Below are 24,250 nucleotides of genomic sequence, written 5' to 3'. Positions count from 1 at the left end.
TTGTGTACTCGTTTAGACAGCGGGCTAGACAGGTAAATTACGATTGACGAAGTACGATTTACGACATCATTACCCATTCGAAATCCAAATTCCGAAATCCGAAATTTTCAGTCTTGCATCTTATGTCTAGCGTCTTAAGTCTTTTAGAAAATGGATTTCAATACTGGTTACCAACTCTATCAAGAAGGAAAATTTGAAGAAGCGCTCGCTGTTTTCGATCACTTGATTATCAGAGAAAAGGGCAAAAGTGAGCTACACCTCTATCGCGGCAGAATCCTAACCAGATTAGGAAAAGGCGAATTGGCCTTGGCCGATTTCGATCTTTTGACCGAATTGGAACCCTATAACACTGATTTTATCAGTGATCGGGCTGTGGTATTGCACTTGATGGGAAAGAATGAAGAAGCGCTTTCCGAGCTTGACCGTGCTGCTAATCTGGATCCCCGCAATCCTTACCGCTATTCCAGCCGAGCATTTTTAAAGGACCGAATGGGAGATTTTCAAGGTGCCATCGAAGACTATGAAAAGGCCATCGAACTTGACCCTGAAGATGCGGTTGCTTTTAATAACAAAGGATTGGTTGAGGAAAAATTGGGGCAAAAGGAACGTGCTAAACGAAGCTTTGAAAAGGCAGATGAACTTGTAGGCTATAAGCCAACTCAAAAGAAGGATGATCTTCCTGCCATTGGAGAAAAGAAATCCAATGAAATACCCCAGCCAAAGTTCACTCCCGTGAATGAACCTAAGAAGCTGACTGCAGGACACGTTTGGAAAACGCTGAAGTCTGTACTTGGTAATGAAGAGGCAAGAAAAGAGTTTTCCGGTTTTGTGAAGGGATTGCTAAGCGGAAAAAAGCCTAAAAACTCTTAATCACCCAAAGGGGCTTATTGATAAAATAGGACATCTTTTTGGAAAGGTTTTTAGAGAAAATCTGGTCAAAAAAGCTCTTCTTTCTACTCAGCGTCACGAGTATGTCACCTTTGGCCACTTGAAGGTAATTTTCCAAGCCTAGGGCAAGATCATCTCGGAATGATTTCAGCACGAAATTGATTTTCTCATACCTGACAAAAGGTTTGATCTCATCGATCATGGTCTGATGCAGGGCTTTTTCAATCGCTTTTTGGGAAGAAGAAATATGCACTAGGTCAATTTCGGCATCAAAAAAAGTCGCCCATTCTACCACTTTTTGGATGGCCAACTTATCCTCTTCTAAGTAATCTGAGGCAAAGACCAATTTCCTGGGATTTTTGAAGAAAACTCTTCTGGGCACCACCAAAATATCTCTGTCTGAAAGTTCCACCAATCGACTGGATCGGCTGCCAATGATATTTTCTCTCAGTTCGTTCATCCCTTCTGTACCTACCACGATCAATCCTGCCTTGATTTCATCTGCAAAGTCCAGGGTACCTTGGACAATTTTACCCTCCTTCAATGCGACTTGACAATCCTTTAATCCTTTGGCAAGACTTTCTTCCAAAACAGTTTTTTGAAGATTCTTAAGTTTTTGAAAGACAAACTCTTCCTGATACTTACCTTCAGTATCACTTGGAGAAAGTTTCAGGTAATCTTCCCGATTGAGCACGTGAAAAAGCACCAAATTGGCCTGGTACTTCTCACCAATCCTGCATGCGTATTCGATCGCATTCAAGGAGCATTCCGAAAAATCAGTCGGGCAAAGAATCGTGAAAGTCTGTTCCATAACTAAAAATCAATACCCTCTCTCTCGATTTACAAGATTTTGAAGAGGCCGGTTAGAATTAATTCTATTAAAGTTATCAATTATTTGGGGAGAAGCAGCCAAAGGATTGGTGACACTGGCAATGTGGGGAGTCAGTTGAATTCTGGATTCTTCCCAAAACGGGTGCGCTTGTGGCAAAGGCTCTACCCGATAGACATCTAACATGGCACCTGAAAGAAAACCTTGATCCAAAGCAGGAATCAGATCCTCTTCCACCAAATGCTTGCCTCGGGCAACATTGATCAAGTAAGTTCCCTTGGTGCATTGCTTAAATAGCTCAAAATTCAAAATTCCTTCTGTCTCTGGAGTCAGTGGTAGAAGGCAAACCAAGACATTGATTTGAGATAGAAATTCTCCCAATTGATTTTTGGAATAGTAGGGATAAGGAAAATCCGTCTTTTCCGAAAAGCCAAATCCGGACACTTGAAATCCGAGATAATTCAGTTTATCCATGACATCGCCACCTAAGGCCCCTACTCCCATCACTCCTACTCGAACAGGGATTTCAGGATTGGACATGTCCCACACTTTTTTCTTTTGGTCAGCTTGGTACCGAGTGATCTGACGGTGAAAATTCAAAACGCCCATGACCACATAATTGGTCATAGACCATGTAAGCTTTTCATCCACAATCCTGACAATAGGCATAGACTCAGGCACTGCGGGATCAGAAAGAATATGATCTACGCCTGCCCCCAAAGAACTTATCAGTTTGAGATTGGGAAACGAATTGAGATAACCGGGAGGATGCTGCCATACCAGGGCCATTTCTACATCCTCAGGTCGATGAATTTCAGGATAGACTTGAATGTCTATGTCAGGCTGATGGTGACGAAGTGCATCGATCCATACTTTAGGATTTCTTCCGGGACTGATAATAGCAAGACTCATTTTTTAATTTAAAGAGATAGGTGAGTAAAATTAACTCAATCTCTTTTTTGAGAAAGTCCACTGATAAAATATGCATAAAAACCTGTCAAAATGAGCGAATAAACTGTCAAATTGCAGACCATTCCAAAAATTGGAGTAGGATTTGCGATAGTCCAATCAATAAACAAAAATTATTTACCCTATATGCAAAACAAATTCAAACTCGTTTTTCTGGCTCTTCTTTTTGCCGGGTTTAGCAGCTTTGCGCAACAAATCCAAATGCCACAAGCCAGTCCAAGTGCCAAAATATCCCAGAAAGTCGGGTTGACGGATGTCACCGCGGACTTTAGCAGACCAAGTACCAAAGGAAGAAAGATCTTCGGTGAACTGGTACCTTATGGCGAAGTATGGAGAACAGGTGCCAACGGTGCTACTATTTTGACTTTCTCAACAGAAGTAATTGTTGGGGGGCAAAAAGTACCCGCAGGTTCATACGCGTTGTACTCGATTCCTGGAAAATCCTCTTGGACGATTATCCTTAGCAAAAACACCAAACTTTGGGGAGCGATCGGGTATAATCAGGCGGAGGATCAGGTCCGATTCAATGTTACCCCTTCTAAAACCAGCAAAAAATATGAGTCCTTCGAACTGAGCTTCAACAACCTGACGGACAACAGCGCTGACCTTTCGATCAAATGGGAACAAACCCGAGTAGATTTCACGATCGCTACAGAAGTAGATCCGATCGTCATGGCAGATATCAAAAAGCAGGTGATCGATGCCAATAGCACCAATCCTGCACTACTGTATCAAGCAGCAAACTACTACTTCATCAACAACAAGGACATGAACCAAGCCTATACTTGGATCAAGCAGTCTACCGACAACGATCCTAAGTATTGGACCATTCACCTCAGAGCCAAAATTGAACTGGCACTAGGTATGAAAACGGAAGCACTCGAGTCTGCCAATAAGTCTAAAAAGCTGGCAATCGAAGCTAAAAACCCAGACTATGTCGGTTTGAATGACAGGCTAATGAAAACGATAAAATAAAGGAAATTGAAACCGGGTCGAGAGATCCGGTTATTTTTTTATCATTGCCACTAAGCTAGCAAGGCAGGAAGTTTAATAATTGGTAATTACTTAGACTTAACTCATGGCTTTATTCATTCCCCCATCCGGGATTAAACTCTTTATTAGCCATGAGTTTTCCGCGAGCGAATTGAAACAAAACCCTTGGAAAAGAAAGTGGAAACCAATGGATTAAACGACCTGGAAGAACGTAGAACTTTTTCCCGTTGCAATCCCACAAATGGAAGTTAAACACCTACTTTCTCGGCAGCATCAATTGAATAATTACCGCAAAAACCATCACAGCCATACACCCTAAGGCATTGTACCAAAGAAATCCGATATCCCAATGGAAGCCTAGAATACCTTCCCCATTTTTGAAATGAACAAGTAAGATCAGAGCTTGTGACATCAAGGCACCAATAAACACAGCTTGTCCTTTGACCCATTTTATAAAAAAGCCAACCATGAAAATGCCTAGGATCGTCCCGTAAAATAAGGAGCCCAACAAGTTGACAGCCTGAATCAGATTTTCAAACAACGAGGCATAAGTAGCAAACAAAATTGCGCCCAATCCCCAAAATGCAGTGAATACTTTTGAGGAAAGCAAATAGTGTCTGTCAGTTCCTTCTTTCTTAATTGATCGCTTGTACAAATCAATTGTAGTCGTGGATCCTAGCGCATTGAGTTCAGAAGAAGAAGAAGACATCGCAGCAGAAAAAATCACAGCAAACAACAAACCCACAATGCCAGGAGGCAAATAATCCATCACAAACCGCATGAAAATGTAATCTGTGTCACGGGTCTCGGCAGTAGGATCATTTTTTACGATTAGTGATTTGACTTCTTCTCGAATAGAATTTTGTTCCGATTTGATGGACTGGACCTTTGATTTAAGTTCATTTGCTTTTTCTTCTTTTCCTTGGTCAATAGCAGCTAACATTTCCTGGTAAGTAGCTCGTCCGGATTCGAAGCTTTCCGAATATTTTTTCTCCAGCATTTCCAATTCTGGAGCGTATTCACTGTTTCGTAGCTGTTCGGTTTGCACCTGATTGAAAATCACCGGTGGCTGCACGTATTGATAAAACACAAACACCATCACTCCGATGAACAAAATGATGAATTGCATGGGGATCTTGAGGAATCCGTTCATGATCAAGCCCATTCTACTTTGAGTAAGCGTCTGACCGGATAGGTAACGCTGAACTTGACTTTGATCTGTACCAAAATAACTCAGAAACAGAAATACCGCAGCAGTCATTCCTGACCAGATATTGTAACGATCAGCCAGGTCAAATTCAAAACTGACCACATTGAGTTTATCCATCTTTCCAGCCACATGCATAGCCTCTCCAAAGGAGATTGGCAACAATTGGATCACGATAATTCCTGCCAGAATCATCCCTCCCATCATCACAGCCATTTGTTGCTTTTGGGTAATGGATACAGCTTTAGTCCCACCTGAGACGGTATAGATGATGACCAAAACACCGATGAAGATGTTGGTCCAAGTCAGATTCCAACCTAAAAGTGTGGAAAGGATGATGGCAGGAGCGTAAATCGTGATTCCTGCTGCCAATCCTCTTTGAATGATAAAAAGTAAAGAGGTGAGGGTTCGGGTTTTCAGGTCAAATCGATTCTCCAGATACTCATAAGCCGTGTAAACTTTTAGCTTGTAATAAATCGGGATGAAACTGACTGAGATAATGATCATCGCCAAAGGCAGGCCAAAATAGAACTGGATAAATCTCATCCCATCTTCGTAGGCTTGTCCAGGAGTACTCAGAAAGGTAATCGCAGAAGCCTGAGTCGCCATGATGGACAGACCAATCGTCCACCAATTGTCTTTATTTCCTTTGAGGTAAGATTCCAGGCTCTTTTGACCTCGGGTTTTATAAATCCCAAAAACCGCGATGGAAACCAGCGTGAAGAATAAAACCGACCAATCCAGCGTACTCATGCGAAGGCTACAGATAACCAGTAAAACAATCCAATCATGACCACGAGACTAGCCATTAGCCCGAGATATATTCTTGACCACTTCATCAGCCTTTCTTTCATTTTACTGTTCAATCAGATTTACAAATAATTTGATAGCACCTGGTACCCCGGAATGCAATTGTCTGAAGAAAGAGATTCCTGTGTAGACATAATTACCTCGCTCAATTTGGGCATGAATCAAAGCTCCTTGGGATGGATTCTCTCCAGGATCTTGCATGGTAAACGGCTGCTGATAGTGTGCATCTGGGTTGGAAGCAAAATACAAGCCTCGCTCCTGCACCCAACCTTTGAAATCTTCTTGATTGATCTGATTTGGCCCTTTAACAATCGGGCTGTCTGAAGAAATTTCAACAGGTGACTCTTGCACTGTCACCCGATCACGACCAATGGTAAATGGATAAGGCCCAAGTTGATTGGTCAAAAGCGGAGAACTGGTGTTGTATTGGACAATCAGATTTCCTCCAGCTCGAACATAGCCCATCAAGATTTGTTGATTAGCAGCTAGCTCAGAATTGGTATTGTAAGCTCGAATGCCTACTACGATTGCTTTAAACTGGCTCAAATAGTCCACCGAATAATCCTCTGCACCAATCATAGTTACCTTGTAACCCAGTGCAGAAAGTACCCCAGGCACATCGTCCCCTGCTCCAGGAATGTAGCCAATCTTTTCACCGGAAACCTTCCAATCTGCCTGGATCAAATTGATGTGGGCAGGACTGAAATAAGTCAGGTTAGGGATATGCTTATAGGAAATCTGTTTAGTCACCTGAGTATAGGACTTCCCGAATGAGGTCGTAAATCTGGCAGTGATCACCTTTTTACCATTGGTTTTTGGTAGAAAAGCGACCTTGAACACCCTCTTTTTTTGGAAAGCAATGTCCTCGATACTTAGGATTCTATATTGAGTGGAATCAAGTCCTTCAAAATCCAGGTTTCCATCCAAGATTTGATTTTTAAAATTCACTGTGACAGTAACTGTTGGATCTGCACCTGAAAGCAAAAAGACATTTTCTTTGGAAACAGTGAGATCCACCTCTGGCACTATGGTGAAGGGTTGTTTGATTTCCCCATCCACTTGATCATTGTGTTTGTAAAACAACTGAACAGGCAACTTGAATTGCTGATCTGCAATCGAAAAGGCAAGGTTACCTCCAATGTTTTGGGAAGAAAATGGAACCCCGATTCTTAGTTGATCAGACACGGAAAATAGCGCACCATCTAATGGATTCTCCAGCCAATAGGGCTGTGAAAATGGGCTGTTTTCAGGAATAATGAATTCAATAGGGAGAGTAATGCTCAAATTTTCTTTGGCTGATTTTACTACTTGAGAAGATTCCATTACCTGAAAAGAGACATTACCTATTTCAATCTTTGATGGGTTGGTAAGGACTAGTTCGGTTTTGATTTTCTCCCCAGGAAAACCCACTTCTTTTCTTGCGATATATTCGTATTCTAATCCCAACGCATTGAAAATTACCTGATCTAATTTCTCGAGTTTTTCCTTTACCCAAGACTCTTGGGAGTTCAAACTCAAAATAGCCTTTCGCAAAGAAAGCAAAGCAGGCACATTTTGATCAGGCTGAATGAAATTAAAGTTTTTCAAAAGCTGATCGACCTGAGATAGAATTGCTTTCCCACCAGGTAGCTGTTCCCAACGATTGGCAACACCGTCAAAAGGAGTATTGGAATAAGCCTCACCTCCTACCTGCTCAATGTAGTCTTTAGCATTTCCAGCGCCGGCCGTCGAACCAAAACCTTGAGATTTATGCATCGTTCGGCTATCCGCAGCGATCTGATGATAAGTTTTTCCAAGCAGCGGATCGTATCCACCCACTTCAAAAGCATGGTATTTTTTCCCTTCTTCAGGTTCGAATTCACCTCGGAAATTATAGGCATTGAAAAAAATCCTCTTGGGCTGCCAAGGTTTCACATAAGAAAGTTGCTGGGGATAAGCTGTTGTTTTACCAGCTAAATCAAAGGCTTCACCTGCAAGAATGGCAGAAGTGGTATGATGACCATGAGTCACCCCAGGGATGGTATTGAATCGGGTGATGATGATATCTGGTTGAAATTTCCGGATTGCCCAGACCACATCTGCTAGAACTTTTTCCTTTTCCCAATTTTGAAGCGTTTCAGTGGGATCTTTGCTGTACCCGAAATCTAGCGCTCTCGTAAAATATTGCCTTCCACCATCAGTTTGTCTGGCTTTGAGCAATTCTTGAGTTCGTATCTGCCCAAGCTCGATTCCCAATTCCTTTCCGATAAGATTCTGTCCCCCATCTCCTCTAGTCAAGCTGAGGTAAGCCACTTCAGCATGCTCACCATTGGCTAAATAAGCGATGAGTCTGGTATTTTCATCATCCGGATGAGCAGCTACATAGAGCACTCGCTTGGTTTCTCTCAGTTGAAGAATGGAATGATAGATTTGAGAAGAAGGAAGCGATTGACCAAAAGCAGAAAAACTCATGAACCACACACAAATGGTCCATGAAAATGGGTGAAACTTCAATTTGATCATATTGGGTTTGATTGGATGCGAAAACTATTTCAATCCTACTCGAAATAAAAAGCTTTTTTTATCAATGGAAGTGAGATTTACTCAAATTAAATTACTGAAGATGACAAGTGAAGTAGCTATACAAAGAGTGATTATCACCAGACTAATTCCTCCCCTATTCCAATTCTGAGTATAGAACCAGTGATTCATTTACCGCCACTAGGGCATAAAAAAAGGCCGGCTAGACCGGCCTTTTCAAAGGTATTGATTCAATTAATTATCCTGCCAGTTAGCACCAAGGATAGCGGAGATTTTTTTGTTCATAGCATCCATCTCTGCAGTTTTCTTCAGCCTGGAATACACTTGGAATAGGATGATCATGATATCCGTATTATCCGGCTTGATCTCTAGTGCTTTGGTGAAAAATGCAATTGATTCATTGTAGTTTGCATCTGCTTTCTTTCCTACTATCGGAGACTGCTTTTCCCATTCAGCATCTGAAAGGTCATTGAGGGAATTAAGTTCTTTTTGGGCTTGCTCCAAAAGTAATGCACCGGTGTAGTAATTTCCTTCAAAGAAATTAGGATCCACTGCGACTGATTTTTTATAGTCTTGCATGGCTCCTTCAAGATCACCAGCCTGCTCTTTTAGGTAACCGGATCTTAGCAGAAGACCTGCGTTATTTGGATCATTGGCCAAGGCGTCTTTGATTTGAGCCATAGCTTCATCCATTTTATTCAACTGTAGCAAAAGCTGGATTTCATACTCAGCAAGTACTCTGTCGTTTGGATATTCTTTCCTTGCCTTTGTCACGATGTCAAAAGCAGCTTCAGGATTTTTCTCTTCCGTGCTAAGAATCTGTACCATGAAGTAGTAAGCATTTGTTTTGTTATAACCTGGGATTTCGAAGAGGTAGTTGAAATGTCTCTTTGCATCTTCAAATCTTCCTAGGTCATTGGCAAGAAATCCTGCATTGTAATGAATGGTAGAGTCTGCCTTATCGATTTCACCAGCTAGATTGAAAAACTCATAAGACATTTCCAGATTCTCCTCTTCATACATCTTAAGCGCCTTATCGAAAGAAATATTTTTAAGGCTTAAGAGAGAATATGGCTTTAGGTTTTCTGGGATACCTGGCAATTCTTCAGCATAGACCGCTTTTCCAACCGGAGATGTTTTATTGCTTCCTGCCATCTCAAAAGCTTTTGAGAAGGTGGATATTGCCTGATTTCCGATCTCTACTGTTTCCATGGTGTTTGAAGAATCTCTTGCAAACATCTTGGTTTGAATTTGAGCCTTTAACAAAAAGGTTGCAGGATCACCACTGGTCTCAGGATTGGTAGTAGCACCCTCGATTGCGGTAAGAGCAGCGTCAAGCGTCCCTTGTTTGAAACCTTTCTCGGCTTCTTTTACTACCTTCTTTTGTCCAAAAGCCACAGAAGCTACTGCCACCATAGCCATTGAGAGAATTAGCTTTTTCATTAGCGTTTTTTTCTTTATTGTTTGGTTTAATCAGTTAATTCTACGTCAGATTCGGTTGAATCATTTGTAGGATCCGAGGAATCAGTCGCAAGATCGGAAGATTCGGTACTTTCTACTTCTTCTCTTGATATTTTTTCCACTGAGGAAATTTCGTCACCCTCTCCTACTTTAATCAATCTTACTCCTTGAGTGGCTCGTCCCATGATACGAAGCTGCTCCATGGATATTCTAATGGTAATTCCAGATTTATTAATGATCATCAAATCATCTGAATCTACCACTTCTTTTATAGCTACCAATGTCCCTGTTTTATCAGTTACATTCATAGCTCTTACACCTTTACCACCTCTGTTTGTGATTCGATATTCTTCAAGATCGGATCGTTTTCCGTATCCTTTTTCAGATACTACAAGTAGTGTCGCATTTTCCTTGGAGGCACATACCATGCCAATGACAAAGTCATTAACATCCGTTAACGTGATAGCTTTTACACCCGTAGCAGTTCGCCCCATTGGTCTGACTGCTGACTCATGAAAATGAACAGCCCTTCCTGATTTTGCTGCAATCACAATGTGTTGATCTCCATTGGTCATCGCCACATGAACCAGCTGATCATCTTCCCTAAAGTTTAGCGCAATGATGCCATTGGATCTTGGACGAGAATATTGCTCAAGTGTGGTTTTTTTAATCACACCTTGTTTGGTCACCATCACTAAGTAGTGATTATTGATATAATCCTGATCTTCCAGATTCTCTACTTGAATGATAGACCTGATCTTATCATCCGACTCAATATTGATCAAATTCTGGATCGGTCTTCCCTTAGAAGTCTTTGAACCTTCCGGAATTGCGTAAGTTTTCAGCCAGAACAATTTCCCTTTATCAGTAAAGATCAAGAGATAATTGTGTGTAGAGGCAGTAAAGATGTATTCTGTCCAGTCGTCCTCTTTGGTGCTGACACCTTTGGATCCCACTCCTCCTCTGCCTTGAGTTCGGTATTCGGTCAATGCAGTCCTCTTCACATAACCTTGGTGAGAAACGGTGATTACCACTTCCTCATTAGGAATCATGTCTTCGTAGCTGAAGTCTTCTGCATTATGCTCAATCTCGGTACGACGGTCATCAGCATAGCGATCCTTCATTTCTCGAAGTTCGGTTTTGATGATTTCCATTCGTTTGTCTTCATTGGCAAGAATCTCTTTCAACTCCTCGATCAACGCCATGATCTCCTTGTATTCTTGGATGATCTTATCACGCTCCATTCCGGTGAGTCTCTGGAGACGCATGTCAAGAATTGCTCTTGCTTGAATTTCACTTAAGTTAAACCGCTCCATCAACCCATTTCTTGCGGTTTCCGGATCTGCAGAATTTCTGATCAAAGCAATCACTTCGTCTAGGTGATCCAATGCAATCAGGTACCCTTCTAAAATGTGTGCTCTCTTCTCTGCTTCTTTCAGTTCAAATTCTGTCCGTCTAACTACTACCTCATGTCGATGGCTAACGTAATGAACGATCAGATCCTTAAGGTTCAGTGTGTAAGGACGACCTTTGACTAGAGCAACATTATTTACTGAGAAAGAAGTTTGTAGCGCTGTTTGCTTATAAAGGTTATTCAAAACCACGCTGGCTACAGCATCTCTTTTGAGTTCATAAACCACACGCATACCTGACCGGTCAGACTCATCACGAATGGCAGAGATACCTTCTATCTTTTTCTCATTAATCAATTGAGCGGTCTTTTCGACCATGTTGGCTTTATTGACCATGTAGGGAATCTCGGTGATGACAATCATCTCTCTGTTTCCTCCGTCCTTGACCTCCACATTGGCTTTACCTCTGACTACAATTCTACCTCGACCTGTTTCAAATGCAGCTTTAACTCCATTGTAACCATAAATAATACCACCTGTAGGAAAGTCCGGCGCAATGATGTATTTCATCAATTCGGCTACGGTAATATCTCTGTTCTCAATGTAGGCGATAATGCCGTCAATGACTTCTCCTAGGTTGTGAGGAGCCATATTTGTAGCCATACCTACTGCAATTCCCGAAGCTCCGTTCAAAAGAAGGGCTGGTACTTTTGCGGGTAAAACGGTTGGCTCTTTTAATGAATCGTCAAAGTTAAACTGGAAGTCAACGGTATCTTTATTGATATCAACCAGAAGCTCCTCAGCGATCCTCTTCAATCGGGCTTCGGTATATCGCATCGCGGCAGCATTGTCTCCATCGATGGAGCCAAAGTTACCCTGACCATCTACGAGTGTATATCTAAGAGACCAATCTTGGGCCATTCTGACCATGGTCTCGTATACAGCAGAATCTCCATGAGGGTGGTACTTACCCAATACTTCACCTACAATTCTGGCAGATTTCTTATAAGGTTTGTTGTGTAATACACCGAGTTCCTGCATCCCGTAAAGGATACGTCTATGAACTGGCTTGAGTCCGTCACGGACATCCGGAAGTGCTCTGGAAACAATAACCGACATCGAATAATCGATGTAGGCACCACGCATTTCCTCTTCAATGTTAATTGGAATGATGTGCTCGTTTTCTCCTTGGGCCATAAAATGCTTTTTCTCGCGTCAAATTTAAGGCTGCAAGATAGTAAAAAGCACAAGGTTAAAAAACCCTGAATTCACATCAAAAAGGCCGATTTTGAGGGATTAATACCATTGTCCCACTTTTCGGTTTTGAAACCTGAAAACTGAACTTCCCCGGTATTCAACTCCATTATGCATGTGCTTCATTACTACTCCGCAGCCTGGTATTTTACAGCGTTTGGTACCGGGTATTTTCATAGCGAAGCCTGCTTGTAGCCCATAAACCATTTGTTCAATGTTCTGAAATTCAGAAAAGTCACTCGATGCAAAGGTGAACTTTCTGAGCTCTCCTCCACCTTTTAAAAACACTTTTGCATATTCTGAAAAATCATATTCCATTCTCAATGATGCTCCAAAATAAGGGTCTTCTGAAACCGCCAATCTCGGAGTATAAGGTGCGCCTGGCAAATCTAATGCAGGATCATAAGCCTTAGTAAGCTTCATATTTCCAAACTCTCCTTCCAAAATAAACCTCCAAGGATAGTTAGCTCTTGCTCTCTGCTTAAGTTCAGACTGCATGTAAAGGTTATTGGTACTATATTTTCTATACTGCCATTTCAAAATGGATTGTCTGCGTTTGGCATCAAAAAGAACCAGCCCAACTGTTCCGTAGGTCTTTGAGATCTGATAAGTGGCACCTTCAAATTTAAACTCGTGGTCATTTCCACGCATGGGTGCAAGATTTCCCCATTCTCTTCCAAAGCCTCCGCCGATAGTAAGCAGGTTGAACAAATTAATTCTTACACCTCCGTTGACTACGGGCAACACCCAATCACCACCTCTCAAACTCAGGGTATCAGACAGCGAAAAAGAAGAACTTTCTAAATTCTGAAACTTTGAAATGGGGTAACGATTTGGGAATTCTGAGTAAAATGTGGTACCCATTTGTTGGTAGGCTGCCCCAGTGGAGAACTCCAAAGAAAACATCTCCAAGACATTCCGGTAAGCATTGCCGATTCCCGATTCACTTTTTGGATTTTTTGCTTTGGAAGAAATTCCAAAAATATCATCATCCTGACCAAAGCCAGAAACACTAACAGCGGATAAAAGAAAAAGAGCAATGCAAACGGATTTTCTGATCATGATTGGGTAACGAATTCAGACTTATTTTGGTGTGAAAATAAAAAAAGAAGCCTCTTTTTAAGGAGACTTCTTCAAATCTTTTGCCAGTATGCTTTTGGGTCAATTTTTAATTTCCTTCAGATTTTTTTTCCTTCATAGAAAGGATCATTTGATCCAATTTTTCTTTCAAAACAGGATTTGCTTTGATAGCTGTATTGACTTTGTTGTATATACTTACTCCCAAAACCTCCTCATTTTTAATCAATTCTGTTTTATATTCTACCACAGATTGTTGTAATGAATCCTGAAAATCTTTGATGGCTTTGTAGGCACCACGCTCCTCCTCGGTCAATTTAATTTCTTCTTCTTTGGCTGAATTGCCCCAAGCAGCTTTGATTTCATTGTACCTAGCCCCGCCGGCAATTACCTCGTTGTTTAAAATCATGTTTTTAAGCTCCTCAGTCTTATTTTCCACATACTCCACGGTCAGGACCTCCACATTGGCAAATTTTTTAAGATCCTCATCTGTCACTTCATTTTGAGCTGATTCTTCCTGAGCAAAAGCCGCTAAACTCAACCCTCCAAATAGCATCAAAAACATCAAAATTTTTCTCATAACTAAGTAAACTTTTAAAATGAAACATGAATCAATAAAGACCTTAACGTCTTTAAAGACAAGTTAAAAAGTCTAAAGGAAAATAATTTTTGATAAATGGTAAGGCTAAAAAATCAAAGAGACTTAAGCTCAGCGATGGTAGCAATAGGGTCTGAAGAAGTAAAGACAAAGCTACCTGCAACAAGAATATCAGCTCCTGTTTCAAGCAGTAAAGGCGCATTTTGAAGGTTGACTCCTCCATCGATTTCAATCAATGCTTTAGCGTCTTTTGAAGTCAACAAATCCTTTAGCCTCAATACCTTGGAATAGGTGTTTTCAATAAAACGCTGACCTCCAAAACCCGGGTTAACAGACATCACACATACCAAATCCAATTCATCAATCACATCACGAAGAAATTCTACTGGAGTATGCGGATTGATCGCCACTCCCGCTTTTGCTCCTAGTTTTTTGATGGCCTGGAGGGTTCTATGGAGGTGGGTGCAAGCTTCATAGTGAACAGTTATGATCTCTGCTCCAGCATTTCTGAAAGTCTCTAAATACAAATCAGGTTGCTGAATCATCAGATGCACATCCAATGGCTTTTGGGCGTGACGATGAATCGCTTCGGTCACTGGCACTCCAAAAGAAATGTTTGGGACAAAGATCCCATCCATAATGTCAACATGGATGTAATCCGCCTGAGACGCATTGAGCATCGCTACTTCCTGCTGAATATTACCAAAATCAGCTGCTAATATGGAAGGTGCTATTCGAGGAGCCATAGGAATTATACTTTGAGATGAAGATCAAGCTGCTTGACCTTGGTGGTTATTTTTTGATGAGTTTGGTACGAGATACATGAAGCCCATCTGTCAACTGAAGTATATAAAGACCGGGTTGAAGTTTAGCTAAATCAACTTGATAGGGTACTTCCTTGGATTCTCTAAGCAAAATTTGTTTTACTACCACTCTTCCCGAAACGTCAAACACTTTGAAATCCAATTCCTTGTTAGCTCCATAACCAATGGTTAACAGATCATCGGTTAAAGGATTGGGGTAAATTCCAATTGCCTGTTTTTCCTCAGAATCAATATTCAAAATTTCCCCCAAATAGGCTTTGGAAAAATTAGGAATGCCATAACCAAGATTATTATCAGGCTTTTCGTATTGAGATGCACTTCTGAGCAGATTCAAAATAAGCTGGTCTTTTTTCCATTCAGGTCTGGCTTGCCAAAGTCCAGCAGCCAACGCCGCAACTTGTGGAGCAGAAAATGAGGTTCCTTGACCTGTACCTACTGCACCATTTTCTCTAATGAGCACTGCGGATTGACCAAATGCCACCAGCTCTGGCTTGATACGACCATCTGCAGTTGGACCTCTTGAACTAAAGCTGGAAACCGTAGAGGTAGTTGTCACAGAACCCACGGAAATAATACCCTCTGCGTCAGCAGGCGCAATGAGGCTAGAAACTCCAGCCCCACCATAATTACCTACACTGTTCACTACCAAAATTCCCTTTTTGGCAGCGATGGTTGCTCCTCGAGTGATGTAAGTCGTCTTGCCATCCAATTGCTGTTTGGTGTAAGTCGTGGCAGGATCGTCAAAATCGATGTATCCTACCGAACTATTGATGACATCCACCCCAAGACTATCGGCATATTCGGCAGCCCTCACCCAGTTGAATTCCTCAATGCGGTATTCAGTGGCTACCTCTTCTGTAATGACAAAAATAAAATTGGCATCATAGGCACCTGCCACCAATTTAGCCTGCTCATTGGAAGCGATCAGGGAAGCCACATTTACCCCATGGGGATGTTCTCCAAAGACTTCAGTCCTCCAAGGTCTGACAAAATCCTTCTGACCTATAACTTGATTTTTGGAAAACAAATGCGCAAACGAACTGGCTGTTTTCATACCCGGAAATCCGGCATCAAACACAGCCACAGTTACTCCTTTTCCGGTAAAACCTGACTGGTGCATTTTGTCAATTCCAATGAGTTGATTTTGAAAATCGTAGGCATTGGATTGAACCTCAGATTGCCTGAGATGCCACTTAGGATGGATTTTTGTTGAATCAAAAGTCTGTGCAGCCTCACCAGGAAGCAACCTTGCACCCGGTCTTAGTAAAAAGCCTTTAGCCACCATTTCGACTCGGTCCACAAATGGCAAAGCTTGAATAGTTTTTGCCTTTGCCTCATCTGTCACCACAATGGCCGCATTTAGCCATTTGGAGGTATAGAGTAAATCTCTGGTCAATGGCAAAACCTGCGCTACATACTTCTCAGCTACAGGCAAATCCAAACTGTCTGCTTGCAGGTTTTCACGGGTTCTTCTATCAAGTGCTTTCTGAGTCAAAAAGGCCTTAGGATTGGACAATGACAGGGAAGTCTGCGGCTTAAATTTGAAAAAAAACGCATATCGATCTTGTGAAAAAAGATCATGACTAGTTCCCAATAAAAATACAAGCAAAACTAAAAGCCTATCGCACCTCATAATCCACCAATTTCATTTTTACCCGATATCCACCATTTATTAATTGCAAACCGAGACAATTGTTCCTTGAACAATAGGTTAAGACCTCATCGTATTTTTCCACCAAACCTATCCCTTTTTGGTAAATCTCATATCGGTTGTCTCGCTGGGTGACTTTATCGTCTAATTTTTCCTGATTTACCCTGGCAAGTTGGATTTGGGTCTTCCCTTCAAGAGTTCTAATTCCTACTGAATCTATTTCAAATTCATCTGCTGCAAAGGCCCGAAAGGCATTTCCATTCCATTTTTTACCCAACTCAGGCGGAAAATTCATAGCAACCACTGGTTGGTTATTTATCGTTCTGACCATGGCATTATTCTTCACCTGAAGCGAATATTCAAGTACTTTGTTCCAAGAAGTTCGGTTTGTGGACTTGGATCTCTCCACTACAAATACAATTTCACGCTCGGCATTCAAGTAACTTGATCTCAGTCGATCTCTGTAGAAAAACTTGGAAGATTCAGCATCATTTTCTCCAAAGTAAATGGTCTCATCGACTTCATAGATCCAAAAATTTCCCAAAACAAGAGGCTGAAAATCCTTTCCATTGTCTAATTGTATCGGTTCGATTTCTTGGTTGCAAGAAATCAAGGTTACACAAGAAAAAAACAGAAGTAGGTGAAGATAGCTCCTCATAAGATCGATCAATGCCTAAAAATACAAGGAATTTCCAGCTTAAGCACATCCAAAATCCCAATTCCTCAAACCCAAAATTTACTTTTCTCGCAAAAAATGCATGCTTACCTTAGCGCAACCAAACTTGGATAGCGGATATGTCTTTAAAAACTTTTGTAAAAATAAACCGAATCACCAATCTCACCGATGCCAGGTATTGTGCTGGAATGTATGCAAACGTGATCGGTTTCAGTCTGGAAGCTGATTCCCCTCATTTTGTCTCCCCCTCTCATTTTGGAGAAATTACAGGTTGGATTTCAGGAATTGAATTTGCCGCTGAGTTTAAGGATGCTTCTCCGGAAGAAATAATGGCAACATTAGAACAGTATCAGGGAATCACCTGGGTGGAATCAGAGCAACTTGATTCACTCCTTGATTTGCAAGTGGAGAGATTAAATTTGATCTACAAACTTCAGTTTGAAAACCTCGGTAACCTTGATGATTTAGCTGAAAAGGTAAAAAATCATTCCTTTTCTTTTCATCTAACTTCCAAAGAAGATACCCTCACTCCTGCTCATTTTGACGTTATCCATTCCCTTTCCTCAATCGGTAAAGTCATTTTAGGATTTGGAATTTCGGCGGAAAATGTGGCCCAGCTAAGTGCCAATCCATACATCAGCGGATTGGCATTGGATAGCGGTGATGAGATCAAGCCGGGTTTAAGGGACTTTGATTTATTGGCGGATATCTTAGAAGCCCTGGAAATAGAAGACTAAACAAAGAGCCCCGAATTTAAAATTTCGGGGCTCTTTGTTATTTATACTTCCATTTTTAGCTATCCCACAAATCTGAAAGCTTGTAAGGACTTTGAGGACCGGTGAAGAAGCTTCCGTCAACGAATCGGTGAGACACGCCAATATGGGCTAGCTGAGACAAATCCTCTTGGTCTAGCGTCAACTCAGCTGCTTTTAAATTATCCTTGATCCGATCCTTATTGATTGACTTAGGAATGACGGCAATCGATCTGGCAATTGACCACGCGATCAATACTTGACCTACGCCTACTTGATGCTTCTCTGCAATTTTTTTAACTACTGGATTATCCAACAGCGTAGGATCATCCTTGTGTCGCTCAGCTCTGGAATCAGGTGAACCTAATGGTGAATACGCTGTAAGCAGTACTTCATTTTCCCTACAAAAATCAACAAGCGCTTGTTGGGGCAGAAATGGATGAAGTTCGATCTGATTCATTTCCGGTTTTTCACCATTTAAGGCCAACAACTCATTCAATTTGGCTTGATTGAAGTTGGATACTCCAATATGTTTGGTCAAGCCTAAAGCTTTGATATCCTGCATGGCTTCCCAGGTTTGTGCCAAAGGAACATCCTGATAGGTGTAGAACTCCTCTCTCAACTTCGCAAAACCTACCCCAGGCTTGAAAGCGATGGGCCAGTGGATGAGGTAAAGATCCAAATAATCCAAGCGAAGATCATTGAGTGTCTTATCCAAGGCAGGCTTCACATCCTCGTGTCGATGGGAATCATTCCACAACTTGGAAGTCACAAAAAGGTCTCGTCTTTTTACCAATCCTTCAGCTATGGCATCGTGAATTCCTTGCCCTACTTCACGCTCATTTTGATAAATCGCAGCACAATCGATATGTCTGTATCCTGCCTCAATTGCCCAAAATACAGCCTGACGCACTTCTCCGGGCTTACTTTTCCATGTTCCTAAGCCTAAAATTGGAAGTTGGCCTCCGTTTTTAAATGAAAGGGTTTTCATCTGGTAGATTCTTAATAGTGTGGTTAAATTTAAATTTCTTGAAGTGGATTCGATTCAAGTATTTTTCAAAGGGCAGCTTTTTTTTCTAAGTAATGCTTAAATCTATTCATGACCCAAAGGTGAAGTTTCGCTTGGGTGTGGATATAAACGAACCACGGCAATCGTGGCACAAATTCATGAATGGCGGATATGATGTATTTGCTGTCAAGCACTTCTCTAAATTCAAGCCAACCATAATCAAAACGCTTCACCAGCCAGCCACCCGTAATGTAGAACAGCTGCCTCTGACTATCACTACGATCGGGTATCTGAGTCAGTTGCAGCATGGGTTCTTTTCCCCATAGCAAATGAAAACCCAAATCACCTCTAGCGCTTACTTTTCCCCGAATAATAAATCTGAAAAAAATTGGAAGCCAAATGGCATACCGATTGGCTACCCAAAGTGAAGAATTTTGACCCTTGTTTGGCATCCGTTGAATAGATCGAACTGTATTTTTCACCCCTTCTGAACGGACAAAGACAGGCATTTTAGGACGTTCAACAGTTTCCAAAGCCACTTTTACCGACTCTTCGTAACTGAGGTAATCCATGTTTTTTTGCTTGAATTTATAGCTGGGATTAACCAAAAGGGTGTGGCGTAAACTTTCAACTAAAGGAGAAACCAACTGAGGCGGACTATCACCAAATAAGCCCACCCAGAACTTGGAGAGGCCTAAAGAAAAAACAGGAACTGAAAATACAAATCGTTTTTTCTCCATCACTTGGGCTGTCCGCTCAAGCATTTCCCGATAGCTCATCACCTCTGGACTTCCGATTTCGATGATTTGATCATACACCTTAGGATTGCCGATGCAGGCATCCAATATTACCAGTGTATCATGGAGGGAAATGGGCTGAGTCAAAGACTCTGTCCATTGGGGACACATCAGGACAGGCAGTTTTTTGACCAGATTTTTGATCATGTCAAAACTTGACCCACCTGGACCTACTATGATCGAAGCCCGAATTGCAGTCAATTTGGATTTTCGAGAGCCCAACGTCTGCTCAACTTCAAGCCGGCTTTTGAGATGTCGGGAGAGTTTTTCCTCGGGTTCGTCCGGAAGCAAACCTCCGATATAGATGATCTGCTTGACCTCATTAAGCGCTGCTGCTCTGCTAAAATTATCTGCAAGTAGCAGGTCTGTGTCTTCAAAACTCCCTTGGTTCAACCTGGTCGATGCACTCATGGAATGAACCAAATAAATAGCTACATCCACACCTCTTAATGCTTCTACCGTAGAAGTAATCGAATACAACTCCACTTGCCTCCATTCTACCTCAGGATAGGGATTGAACTGAACCTGTCTTCTGCTTAGTCCGATGAAATGATACCGGTCTTTGTATTGGTCAATGAACCAACTTCCGATGTACCCTCCTGCCCCTGCAATCGCAACGGTCAGTTTTTTGGAAGGAAGTTCGGAGGATGGATTCATAAAAAAAAGGCTGAATACAAGTTTAACCTGCTCAGCCCTTTTAAAGTTTTTTTTAGAATCTTTATTTCATTGCCATTTCGTAGGCTTTGGTCGTCGTGTAGTACTTGGTGATCATATTTGGCACTTCCCAAGCGGGCATAGTACCGGATTTATAATACTCCAAAAACTTCTCGGTGACCTGAGCAAAATGCGCCTCGTGCCCATTATGATAGCTATCAGGGATCATCACTTGGTATTCCCCTGATGGCATCAATTTCACATCAATCCCAGGATACTTTGCCTGTAAAGTTTGCTTAACCGCATTTTCCAAGTCTGCTTGTGCCGAACCAAGGAGTTTTACATAAAGTGCAGGTCGGTAATTTTCTTCTTTGCCTTGACGGATGATCAGATTGGCTTTAGTACCTCTCATCATACTGTAGTGGGTATCTCCCGTACCATCAGGAGCTTGATAGTTCCACACCACGCTTACTTTCGCATGCTTGCCTTTGAGGGTGTAGTTCATTTCTCCATTGCTTAGAACCTCCAAGTTTCCGTTTTTGACATTCTTAGCCAAAAAGTCAGAGAAAGCTGGTTTCCCGGTCACTTGGCTAAACTCCTTCAAAGTCATCGAAGTAGGCCAAAGTTTGGCTGTATTTATTTTCACATCAGTAGTATCCAAAACCTGATCGGGAAACGCTTCCCATTGAATCAAATCGACCAAGTGAGTAGTCACATCGACGATTCCCGTCCCCTCTTTTTCCACATCAAAAAACCAATCCGGTCTGACCAAAGGAGCGCCTGACACATACTTGAAAAAGTGATGCACAGAAACTTTTGAAATCGCGGGATCTTCAGGCGTGCCGTCTTCAAGTGTTCCAAAAACTTCAGGAATCATCGAAAGCTCGCGCTGAAGCAAGGTGGTAATTTCAAATCGCTCCGTCATGATGTCGTAAAGCAAAAGATTTTTGTCTTTGGCAGTCTGAAATGCACTGAGCAATTTTTTGAATCCAGCCGGATTAATAACCAATGGTTTGTCTGCATAAACATGGATCCCATTTTCGACCGCGGACAGGATGTAATCGATTTTGACATCGTTTTTCCCTGCTACCATCATGACATTACCTGGCTTTTGGGAAATCATCTTTTGGAGGTAATCTGCACCGGAATAGACTTCCAAATTCCAAGCTGTTGGATTTTCAGGTCTGCCATTGTAGGAAGCTAGGCGGTTAAGATGGTCTTTGAGCTCTGCACCCTCAGGAGCAAAAATGTACACCGTCGAATCCACATCAGCATACATGGATTTATGAATCAAACCTGCATGAAAATGTCCCGGATCCAAGGTCATAATCCGCACTCTTGAATCTGATTCAGTGTTTTCGGTATTCATTTCTTTTTGAGCGCAACTAGCGAGAAAAAGGGCCAAAAAGGCCCCTAGAATATAATTTTTGGATATCATGTTTTCGGTAAATGGACTTAGTTTAATCTGATTGGGAAAGGTTTTTTAAGCTAAAAGCAGGTAAAACAAAGCTTCCTTTTTTCAACTTTCTGTCTTCAGCTTTCTGATTTTAACTTTCAGACTTTCACATAATCTGTTCCCCATGGCTTACGCTGCGGTCTGCTGAGGTGAGAGTTTGCCTCGGCATCATTGACAAATTGCTCTTTGGAAGGATCCCATTCCAGCTTTCGGTTGACCTTCATCGCCACATGACTAATGAGACAGACCGAGCAGGCGCGATGTCCGATTTCTACAGGAGAAAGCAAATCCGCTTTTCCTTGGATGGCATCAAGCCAGTTGCCATGATGCTCTGTGCTTCGGGTGAGTCGGATTTCATTTTCACCAATGACAGATTGAAGAATTTTTGGATCAGAAGCATCCAAAGCTTTGGCATTATTTCCTTGAGCCACCGGATCAGAGGAAGATGCCACATAATTCCCTCTTGACACCCAAATCCAACCTTCAGTGCCCTCGTACCGGATACCGTTTGGATAACCACCTGAAGTCAACATCACCACTCCATTGTCATATTCTGCTTTGACCATAAAGTCTCCATGGACATTCCACAAACCGGATCTAGGAAATTCTGCCACTGCCTCAATGTATCGAGGACCTGTCAACTCTGTATCAATCCCCCAAGAAGCAGAGTCAAAGTGATGCTGTCCCCAACCGGTGATCATACCTGCTCCATAATTCTCATGTCTTAGCCAGCCCGGACGTCCGTAATCATTTTGTGGATGGACACCGATTTCAGTATAGGGAACCTCAGGAGTGGAACCCAGCCACATGTCAAAATTCAGGTTGGAAGGAATCGGCATAGCGGGTGCCTCAGGACCAGAAGGATCTCCGGGGAGACCGATTCTCACGGTATGCACTTTTCCTATTCGGCCATTTCTTACCAGTTCGGCAGCTATTCTGAATTGCTCGCTGGATCGCTGCTGAGTACCTAATTGAAGTACTACACCTGTTTTATTGACTACATTTACGAGTTGGCGGCCCTCTTTGATTGTAAGAGAAGTTGGCTTTTGCACATAAATATGCTTACCGGCCAATGCAGCCTCCATGGCAGGCTGAGAGTGCCAATGGTCAGGAGTAGAGATAATCACCGCATCGATATCCTTATTGAGGAGCATTTCGCGGTAGTCTCCATATTGTTTGACATCAAGGTAAGGACTACCCATTTTTTTGGTGTAATATCCTTCCACCAGTTTTTTCCCATCAGCCATTCGCTTGCTGTCCACATCGGATACAGCTACGATTCTCGCCACATCGTGCTGCCATGTACCTGGCAAATCGTGATCTCTTGCGATTCGGCCGCAGCCGATCTGTCCGATGTTGATTTTATTTGATGGGGCATTTTTACCAAATACAGAGGCAGGAACGATGGTAGGAATACCAAATGCCGCTGTCGCGATGGCTGTTTTTTTCATAAAGTCTCTTCTTTCCATAACTAGTAAGAGGTAGGTTGTTCGGGTTTTATTTTACGAATGCTCTCCAATATGCTTCTGCTTCCTCAGGGCTCAATTCCCCATCGAAAACGATCATTCTGTATTTCAAGCTGTATCTGTTATTGGGCTGAAGATCCCAAGATTCATGTCTGATCGGGCAAAATTCGATGAATACATTTCCTTTTCCATTGTACTGTCCCACTGGCCAAACTCGTAAAGGTTCCGGATGTGCTTTGTTGGTATTGTGACTCAGAAACAAGATGCCGCTTTGGCCTGAGGCATCTGAAGTTTTACCCTTCACAAGGATCCACTTGGCGTTGGAACCATCGGCAGTTTTTCGGTCTTTTCCTTCGGATGTCAAAATGGTACTATTGTCATCACCCCAGAGTTCGGTGGCACGAAACCCTATTCCTCCTCCATATCGGTAATCATCCAATAAGATTCCACCGGGGATTTTGGTGGAAATGGTGGTCGTATAGTCTACCATGTAACGTCCCTTATCGGCAGGCTTTACTTTGATTCTCAGATCTTCTTCAATCGCAATTCGCTCCGCGTCGGGAGCTTTGAGATCGATGTGATTTTGACGGACATTCAGTTCAGCGGCTCCCCCTGCGATCTTCTTGGAAAGTACATGAGAAAAATCAACCCGTCCTTTTTCATCCCCCAAATTCCAAAAATCCACTTCCCTCCCGCTGATCGTTGCTCGTGTCCAAGGTCCCCAAATCCCGTAATGATGGTAATGATCTGCAGGTTGGATTCGACTCAGGACTTGACCGCTTGGAGAAGTGATCGGATGAATAAAACCCGATTTGCTGAAGGCTTCTTTGACTCCAGCAGGCACAGGTTCTTTCTTAGTTTGATAGGTTAATACGCTTTGATTATCAATGAGAAAATCTATACCAGTTGAAGTTTCTTTTAAATCAATCTTTTGCGAAAACGATCGCGTAAAAAAACCTAGAAATACGAGCAATAGAAGTAAATTTCTTTTGAAAGGCATGGAAAAT

The 24,250-nt window shown here is 42.1% G+C and carries 19 protein-coding genes; 3 read left to right on the top strand and 16 right to left on the bottom strand.

Going from position 1 to position 24,250, the window contains the following annotated elements:
• Positions 1-150: 150 nt before the first annotated feature.
• Complete coding sequence (locus ACFPIK_RS06280) at positions 151-870, top strand: tetratricopeptide repeat protein (RefSeq protein WP_377913340.1); 720 nt, start codon at positions 151-153, stop codon at positions 868-870.
• On the opposite strand, the gene ACFPIK_RS06275 is transcribed toward ACFPIK_RS06280, so the two are convergent.
• Together ACFPIK_RS06275 and ACFPIK_RS06270 are read right to left on the bottom strand one after the other, a co-directional pair.
• On the bottom strand, positions 857-1,699 hold the full coding sequence (locus ACFPIK_RS06275) for a universal stress protein (RefSeq protein WP_377913338.1): 843 nt from the start codon (positions 1,697-1,699) through the stop codon (positions 857-859). The two genes, ACFPIK_RS06280 and ACFPIK_RS06275, sit on opposite strands and share 14 nt — an antisense overlap.
• 9 nt (positions 1,700-1,708) lie before the next feature.
• Positions 1,709-2,629 carry a 2-hydroxyacid dehydrogenase gene (locus ACFPIK_RS06270; protein WP_377913336.1) on the bottom strand — a complete coding sequence of 307 codons (921 nt, stop codon included), beginning with the start codon at positions 2,627-2,629 and terminating at the stop codon, positions 1,709-1,711.
• Positions 2,630-2,812: 183 nt separating this feature from the next.
• Between ACFPIK_RS06270 and ACFPIK_RS06265 the strand changes: the two genes are divergently transcribed.
• On the top strand, positions 2,813-3,661 hold the full coding sequence (locus ACFPIK_RS06265; RefSeq protein ID WP_377913334.1) for a DUF2911 domain-containing protein: 849 nt from the start codon (positions 2,813-2,815) through the stop codon (positions 3,659-3,661).
• A gap of 274 nt (positions 3,662-3,935) precedes the next feature.
• On the opposite strand, the gene ACFPIK_RS06260 is transcribed toward ACFPIK_RS06265, so the two are convergent.
• From ACFPIK_RS06260 to ACFPIK_RS06220, 9 genes are all read right to left on the bottom strand, one after another.
• Positions 3,936-5,639: a sodium:solute symporter family protein gene (locus ACFPIK_RS06260; protein ID WP_377913332.1), complete on the bottom strand. Its 1,704-nt coding sequence runs from the start codon at positions 5,637-5,639 to the stop codon at positions 3,936-3,938.
• 102 nt (positions 5,640-5,741) lie between these two features.
• Positions 5,742-8,198 (bottom strand): PIG-L family deacetylase, encoded by a 2,457-nt coding sequence (locus ACFPIK_RS06255; protein WP_377913330.1) that lies wholly within the window; start codon positions 8,196-8,198, stop codon positions 5,742-5,744.
• Positions 8,199-8,450: 252 nt separating this feature from the next.
• Positions 8,451-9,659 carry a tetratricopeptide repeat protein gene (locus tag ACFPIK_RS06250; protein ID WP_377913328.1) on the bottom strand — a complete coding sequence of 403 codons (1,209 nt, stop codon included), beginning with the start codon at positions 9,657-9,659 and terminating at the stop codon, positions 8,451-8,453.
• Positions 9,660-9,685: 26 nt separating this feature from the next.
• Entirely contained in the window at positions 9,686-12,226 is a 2,541-nt protein-coding gene (gene gyrA, locus ACFPIK_RS06245; protein WP_377913327.1) for a DNA gyrase subunit A, read from the bottom strand.
• Positions 12,227-12,325: 99 nt separating this feature from the next.
• Positions 12,326-13,345, bottom strand: coding sequence for a hypothetical protein (locus ACFPIK_RS06240; protein WP_377913325.1), 1,020 nt, complete (start codon positions 13,343-13,345; stop codon positions 12,326-12,328).
• Between the two features lie 106 nt (positions 13,346-13,451).
• Positions 13,452-13,940 carry a hypothetical protein gene (locus tag ACFPIK_RS06235; protein ID WP_377913323.1) on the bottom strand — a complete coding sequence of 163 codons (489 nt, stop codon included), beginning with the start codon at positions 13,938-13,940 and terminating at the stop codon, positions 13,452-13,454.
• 113 nt (positions 13,941-14,053) lie between these two features.
• The gene (rpe, locus tag ACFPIK_RS06230) at positions 14,054-14,704 is read right to left on the bottom strand and encodes a ribulose-phosphate 3-epimerase (RefSeq protein WP_377913321.1); all 651 of its coding nucleotides are present in this window, start codon (positions 14,702-14,704) and stop codon (positions 14,054-14,056) included.
• Positions 14,705-14,750: 46 nt separating this feature from the next.
• A complete protein-coding gene (locus ACFPIK_RS06225) occupies positions 14,751-16,277 on the bottom strand; it encodes a S8 family peptidase (RefSeq protein WP_377913319.1) in 1,527 nt (508 codons plus the stop codon).
• Between the two features lie 124 nt (positions 16,278-16,401).
• On the bottom strand, positions 16,402-17,091 hold the full coding sequence (locus ACFPIK_RS06220; RefSeq protein WP_377913317.1) for a hypothetical protein: 690 nt from the start codon (positions 17,089-17,091) through the stop codon (positions 16,402-16,404).
• A 137-nt stretch (positions 17,092-17,228) separates the two neighbouring features.
• Here ACFPIK_RS06220 and ACFPIK_RS06215 point away from each other — a divergent pair, with 137 nt between their 5' ends.
• Positions 17,229-17,846 carry a phosphoribosylanthranilate isomerase gene (locus tag ACFPIK_RS06215; protein ID WP_377913315.1) on the top strand — a complete coding sequence of 206 codons (618 nt, stop codon included), beginning with the start codon at positions 17,229-17,231 and terminating at the stop codon, positions 17,844-17,846.
• Between the two features lie 55 nt (positions 17,847-17,901).
• Here the strand turns inward: ACFPIK_RS06215 and ACFPIK_RS06210 are convergent, their stop codons facing one another.
• The 5 genes from ACFPIK_RS06210 to ACFPIK_RS06190 form a co-directional block, all read right to left on the bottom strand.
• Positions 17,902-18,852: an aldo/keto reductase gene (locus ACFPIK_RS06210; protein WP_377913313.1), complete on the bottom strand. Its 951-nt coding sequence runs from the start codon at positions 18,850-18,852 to the stop codon at positions 17,902-17,904.
• A 65-nt stretch (positions 18,853-18,917) separates the two neighbouring features.
• Entirely contained in the window at positions 18,918-20,324 is a 1,407-nt protein-coding gene (locus ACFPIK_RS06205; protein ID WP_377913311.1) for a Rossmann-fold NAD(P)-binding domain-containing protein, read from the bottom strand.
• Between the two features lie 61 nt (positions 20,325-20,385).
• Complete coding sequence (locus ACFPIK_RS06200) at positions 20,386-21,690, bottom strand: putative oxidoreductase C-terminal domain-containing protein (RefSeq protein ID WP_377913309.1); 1,305 nt, start codon at positions 21,688-21,690, stop codon at positions 20,386-20,388.
• 185 nt (positions 21,691-21,875) lie between these two features.
• Complete coding sequence (locus ACFPIK_RS06195) at positions 21,876-23,246, bottom strand: Gfo/Idh/MocA family protein (protein WP_377913307.1); 1,371 nt, start codon at positions 23,244-23,246, stop codon at positions 21,876-21,878.
• A 28-nt stretch (positions 23,247-23,274) separates the two neighbouring features.
• On the bottom strand, positions 23,275-24,243 hold the full coding sequence (locus ACFPIK_RS06190) for a DUF6807 domain-containing protein (RefSeq protein ID WP_377913305.1): 969 nt from the start codon (positions 24,241-24,243) through the stop codon (positions 23,275-23,277).
• Positions 24,244-24,250 lie beyond the last annotated feature (7 nt).

It is taken from the genome of Algoriphagus aquatilis (assembly GCF_042657405.1).
Lineage (GTDB): Bacteria > Bacteroidota > Bacteroidia > Cytophagales > Cyclobacteriaceae > Algoriphagus > Algoriphagus aquatilis.
Note: the sequence above shows the minus strand (reverse complement) of the source record. Positions and strands in the feature narration are given on the sequence as shown.

Excerpts from the sequence above, each read along its gene's own strand:
- ACFPIK_RS06235 (WP_377913323.1), bottom strand. The coding sequence starts at position 13,940 with ATGAGAAAAATTTTGATGTTTTTGATGCTATTTGGAGGGTTGAGTTTA.
- ACFPIK_RS06210 (WP_377913313.1), bottom strand. The coding sequence starts at position 18,852 with ATGAAAACCCTTTCATTTAAAAACGGAGGCCAACTTCCAATTTTAGGC.
- ACFPIK_RS06215 (WP_377913315.1), top strand. The coding sequence starts at position 17,229 with ATGTCTTTAAAAACTTTTGTAAAAATAAACCGAATCACCAATCTCACC.
- ACFPIK_RS06200 (WP_377913309.1), bottom strand. The coding sequence starts at position 21,690 with ATGAATACCGAAAACACTGAATCAGATTCAAGAGTGCGGATTATGACC.
- rpe (WP_377913321.1), bottom strand. The coding sequence starts at position 14,704 with ATGGCTCCTCGAATAGCACCTTCCATATTAGCAGCTGATTTTGGTAAT.
- ACFPIK_RS06270 (WP_377913336.1), bottom strand. The coding sequence starts at position 2,629 with ATGAGTCTTGCTATTATCAGTCCCGGAAGAAATCCTAAAGTATGGATC.
- ACFPIK_RS06220 (WP_377913317.1), bottom strand. The coding sequence starts at position 17,091 with ATGAGGAGCTATCTTCACCTACTTCTGTTTTTTTCTTGTGTAACCTTG.
- ACFPIK_RS06190 (WP_377913305.1), bottom strand. The coding sequence starts at position 24,243 with ATGCCTTTCAAAAGAAATTTACTTCTATTGCTCGTATTTCTAGGTTTT.
- ACFPIK_RS06240 (WP_377913325.1), bottom strand. The coding sequence starts at position 13,345 with ATGATCAGAAAATCCGTTTGCATTGCTCTTTTTCTTTTATCCGCTGTT.
- ACFPIK_RS06260 (WP_377913332.1), bottom strand. The coding sequence starts at position 5,639 with ATGAGTACGCTGGATTGGTCGGTTTTATTCTTCACGCTGGTTTCCATC.
- ACFPIK_RS06255 (WP_377913330.1), bottom strand. The coding sequence starts at position 8,198 with ATGATCAAATTGAAGTTTCACCCATTTTCATGGACCATTTGTGTGTGG.
- ACFPIK_RS06205 (WP_377913311.1), bottom strand. The coding sequence starts at position 20,324 with ATGAATCCATCCTCCGAACTTCCTTCCAAAAAACTGACCGTTGCGATT.
- gyrA (WP_377913327.1), bottom strand. The coding sequence starts at position 12,226 with ATGGCCCAAGGAGAAAACGAGCACATCATTCCAATTAACATTGAAGAG.
- ACFPIK_RS06275 (WP_377913338.1), bottom strand. The coding sequence starts at position 1,699 with ATGGAACAGACTTTCACGATTCTTTGCCCGACTGATTTTTCGGAATGC.
- ACFPIK_RS06265 (WP_377913334.1), top strand. The coding sequence starts at position 2,813 with ATGCAAAACAAATTCAAACTCGTTTTTCTGGCTCTTCTTTTTGCCGGG.
- ACFPIK_RS06195 (WP_377913307.1), bottom strand. The coding sequence starts at position 23,246 with ATGGAAAGAAGAGACTTTATGAAAAAAACAGCCATCGCGACAGCGGCA.
- ACFPIK_RS06250 (WP_377913328.1), bottom strand. The coding sequence starts at position 9,659 with ATGAAAAAGCTAATTCTCTCAATGGCTATGGTGGCAGTAGCTTCTGTG.
- ACFPIK_RS06280 (WP_377913340.1), top strand. The coding sequence starts at position 151 with ATGGATTTCAATACTGGTTACCAACTCTATCAAGAAGGAAAATTTGAA.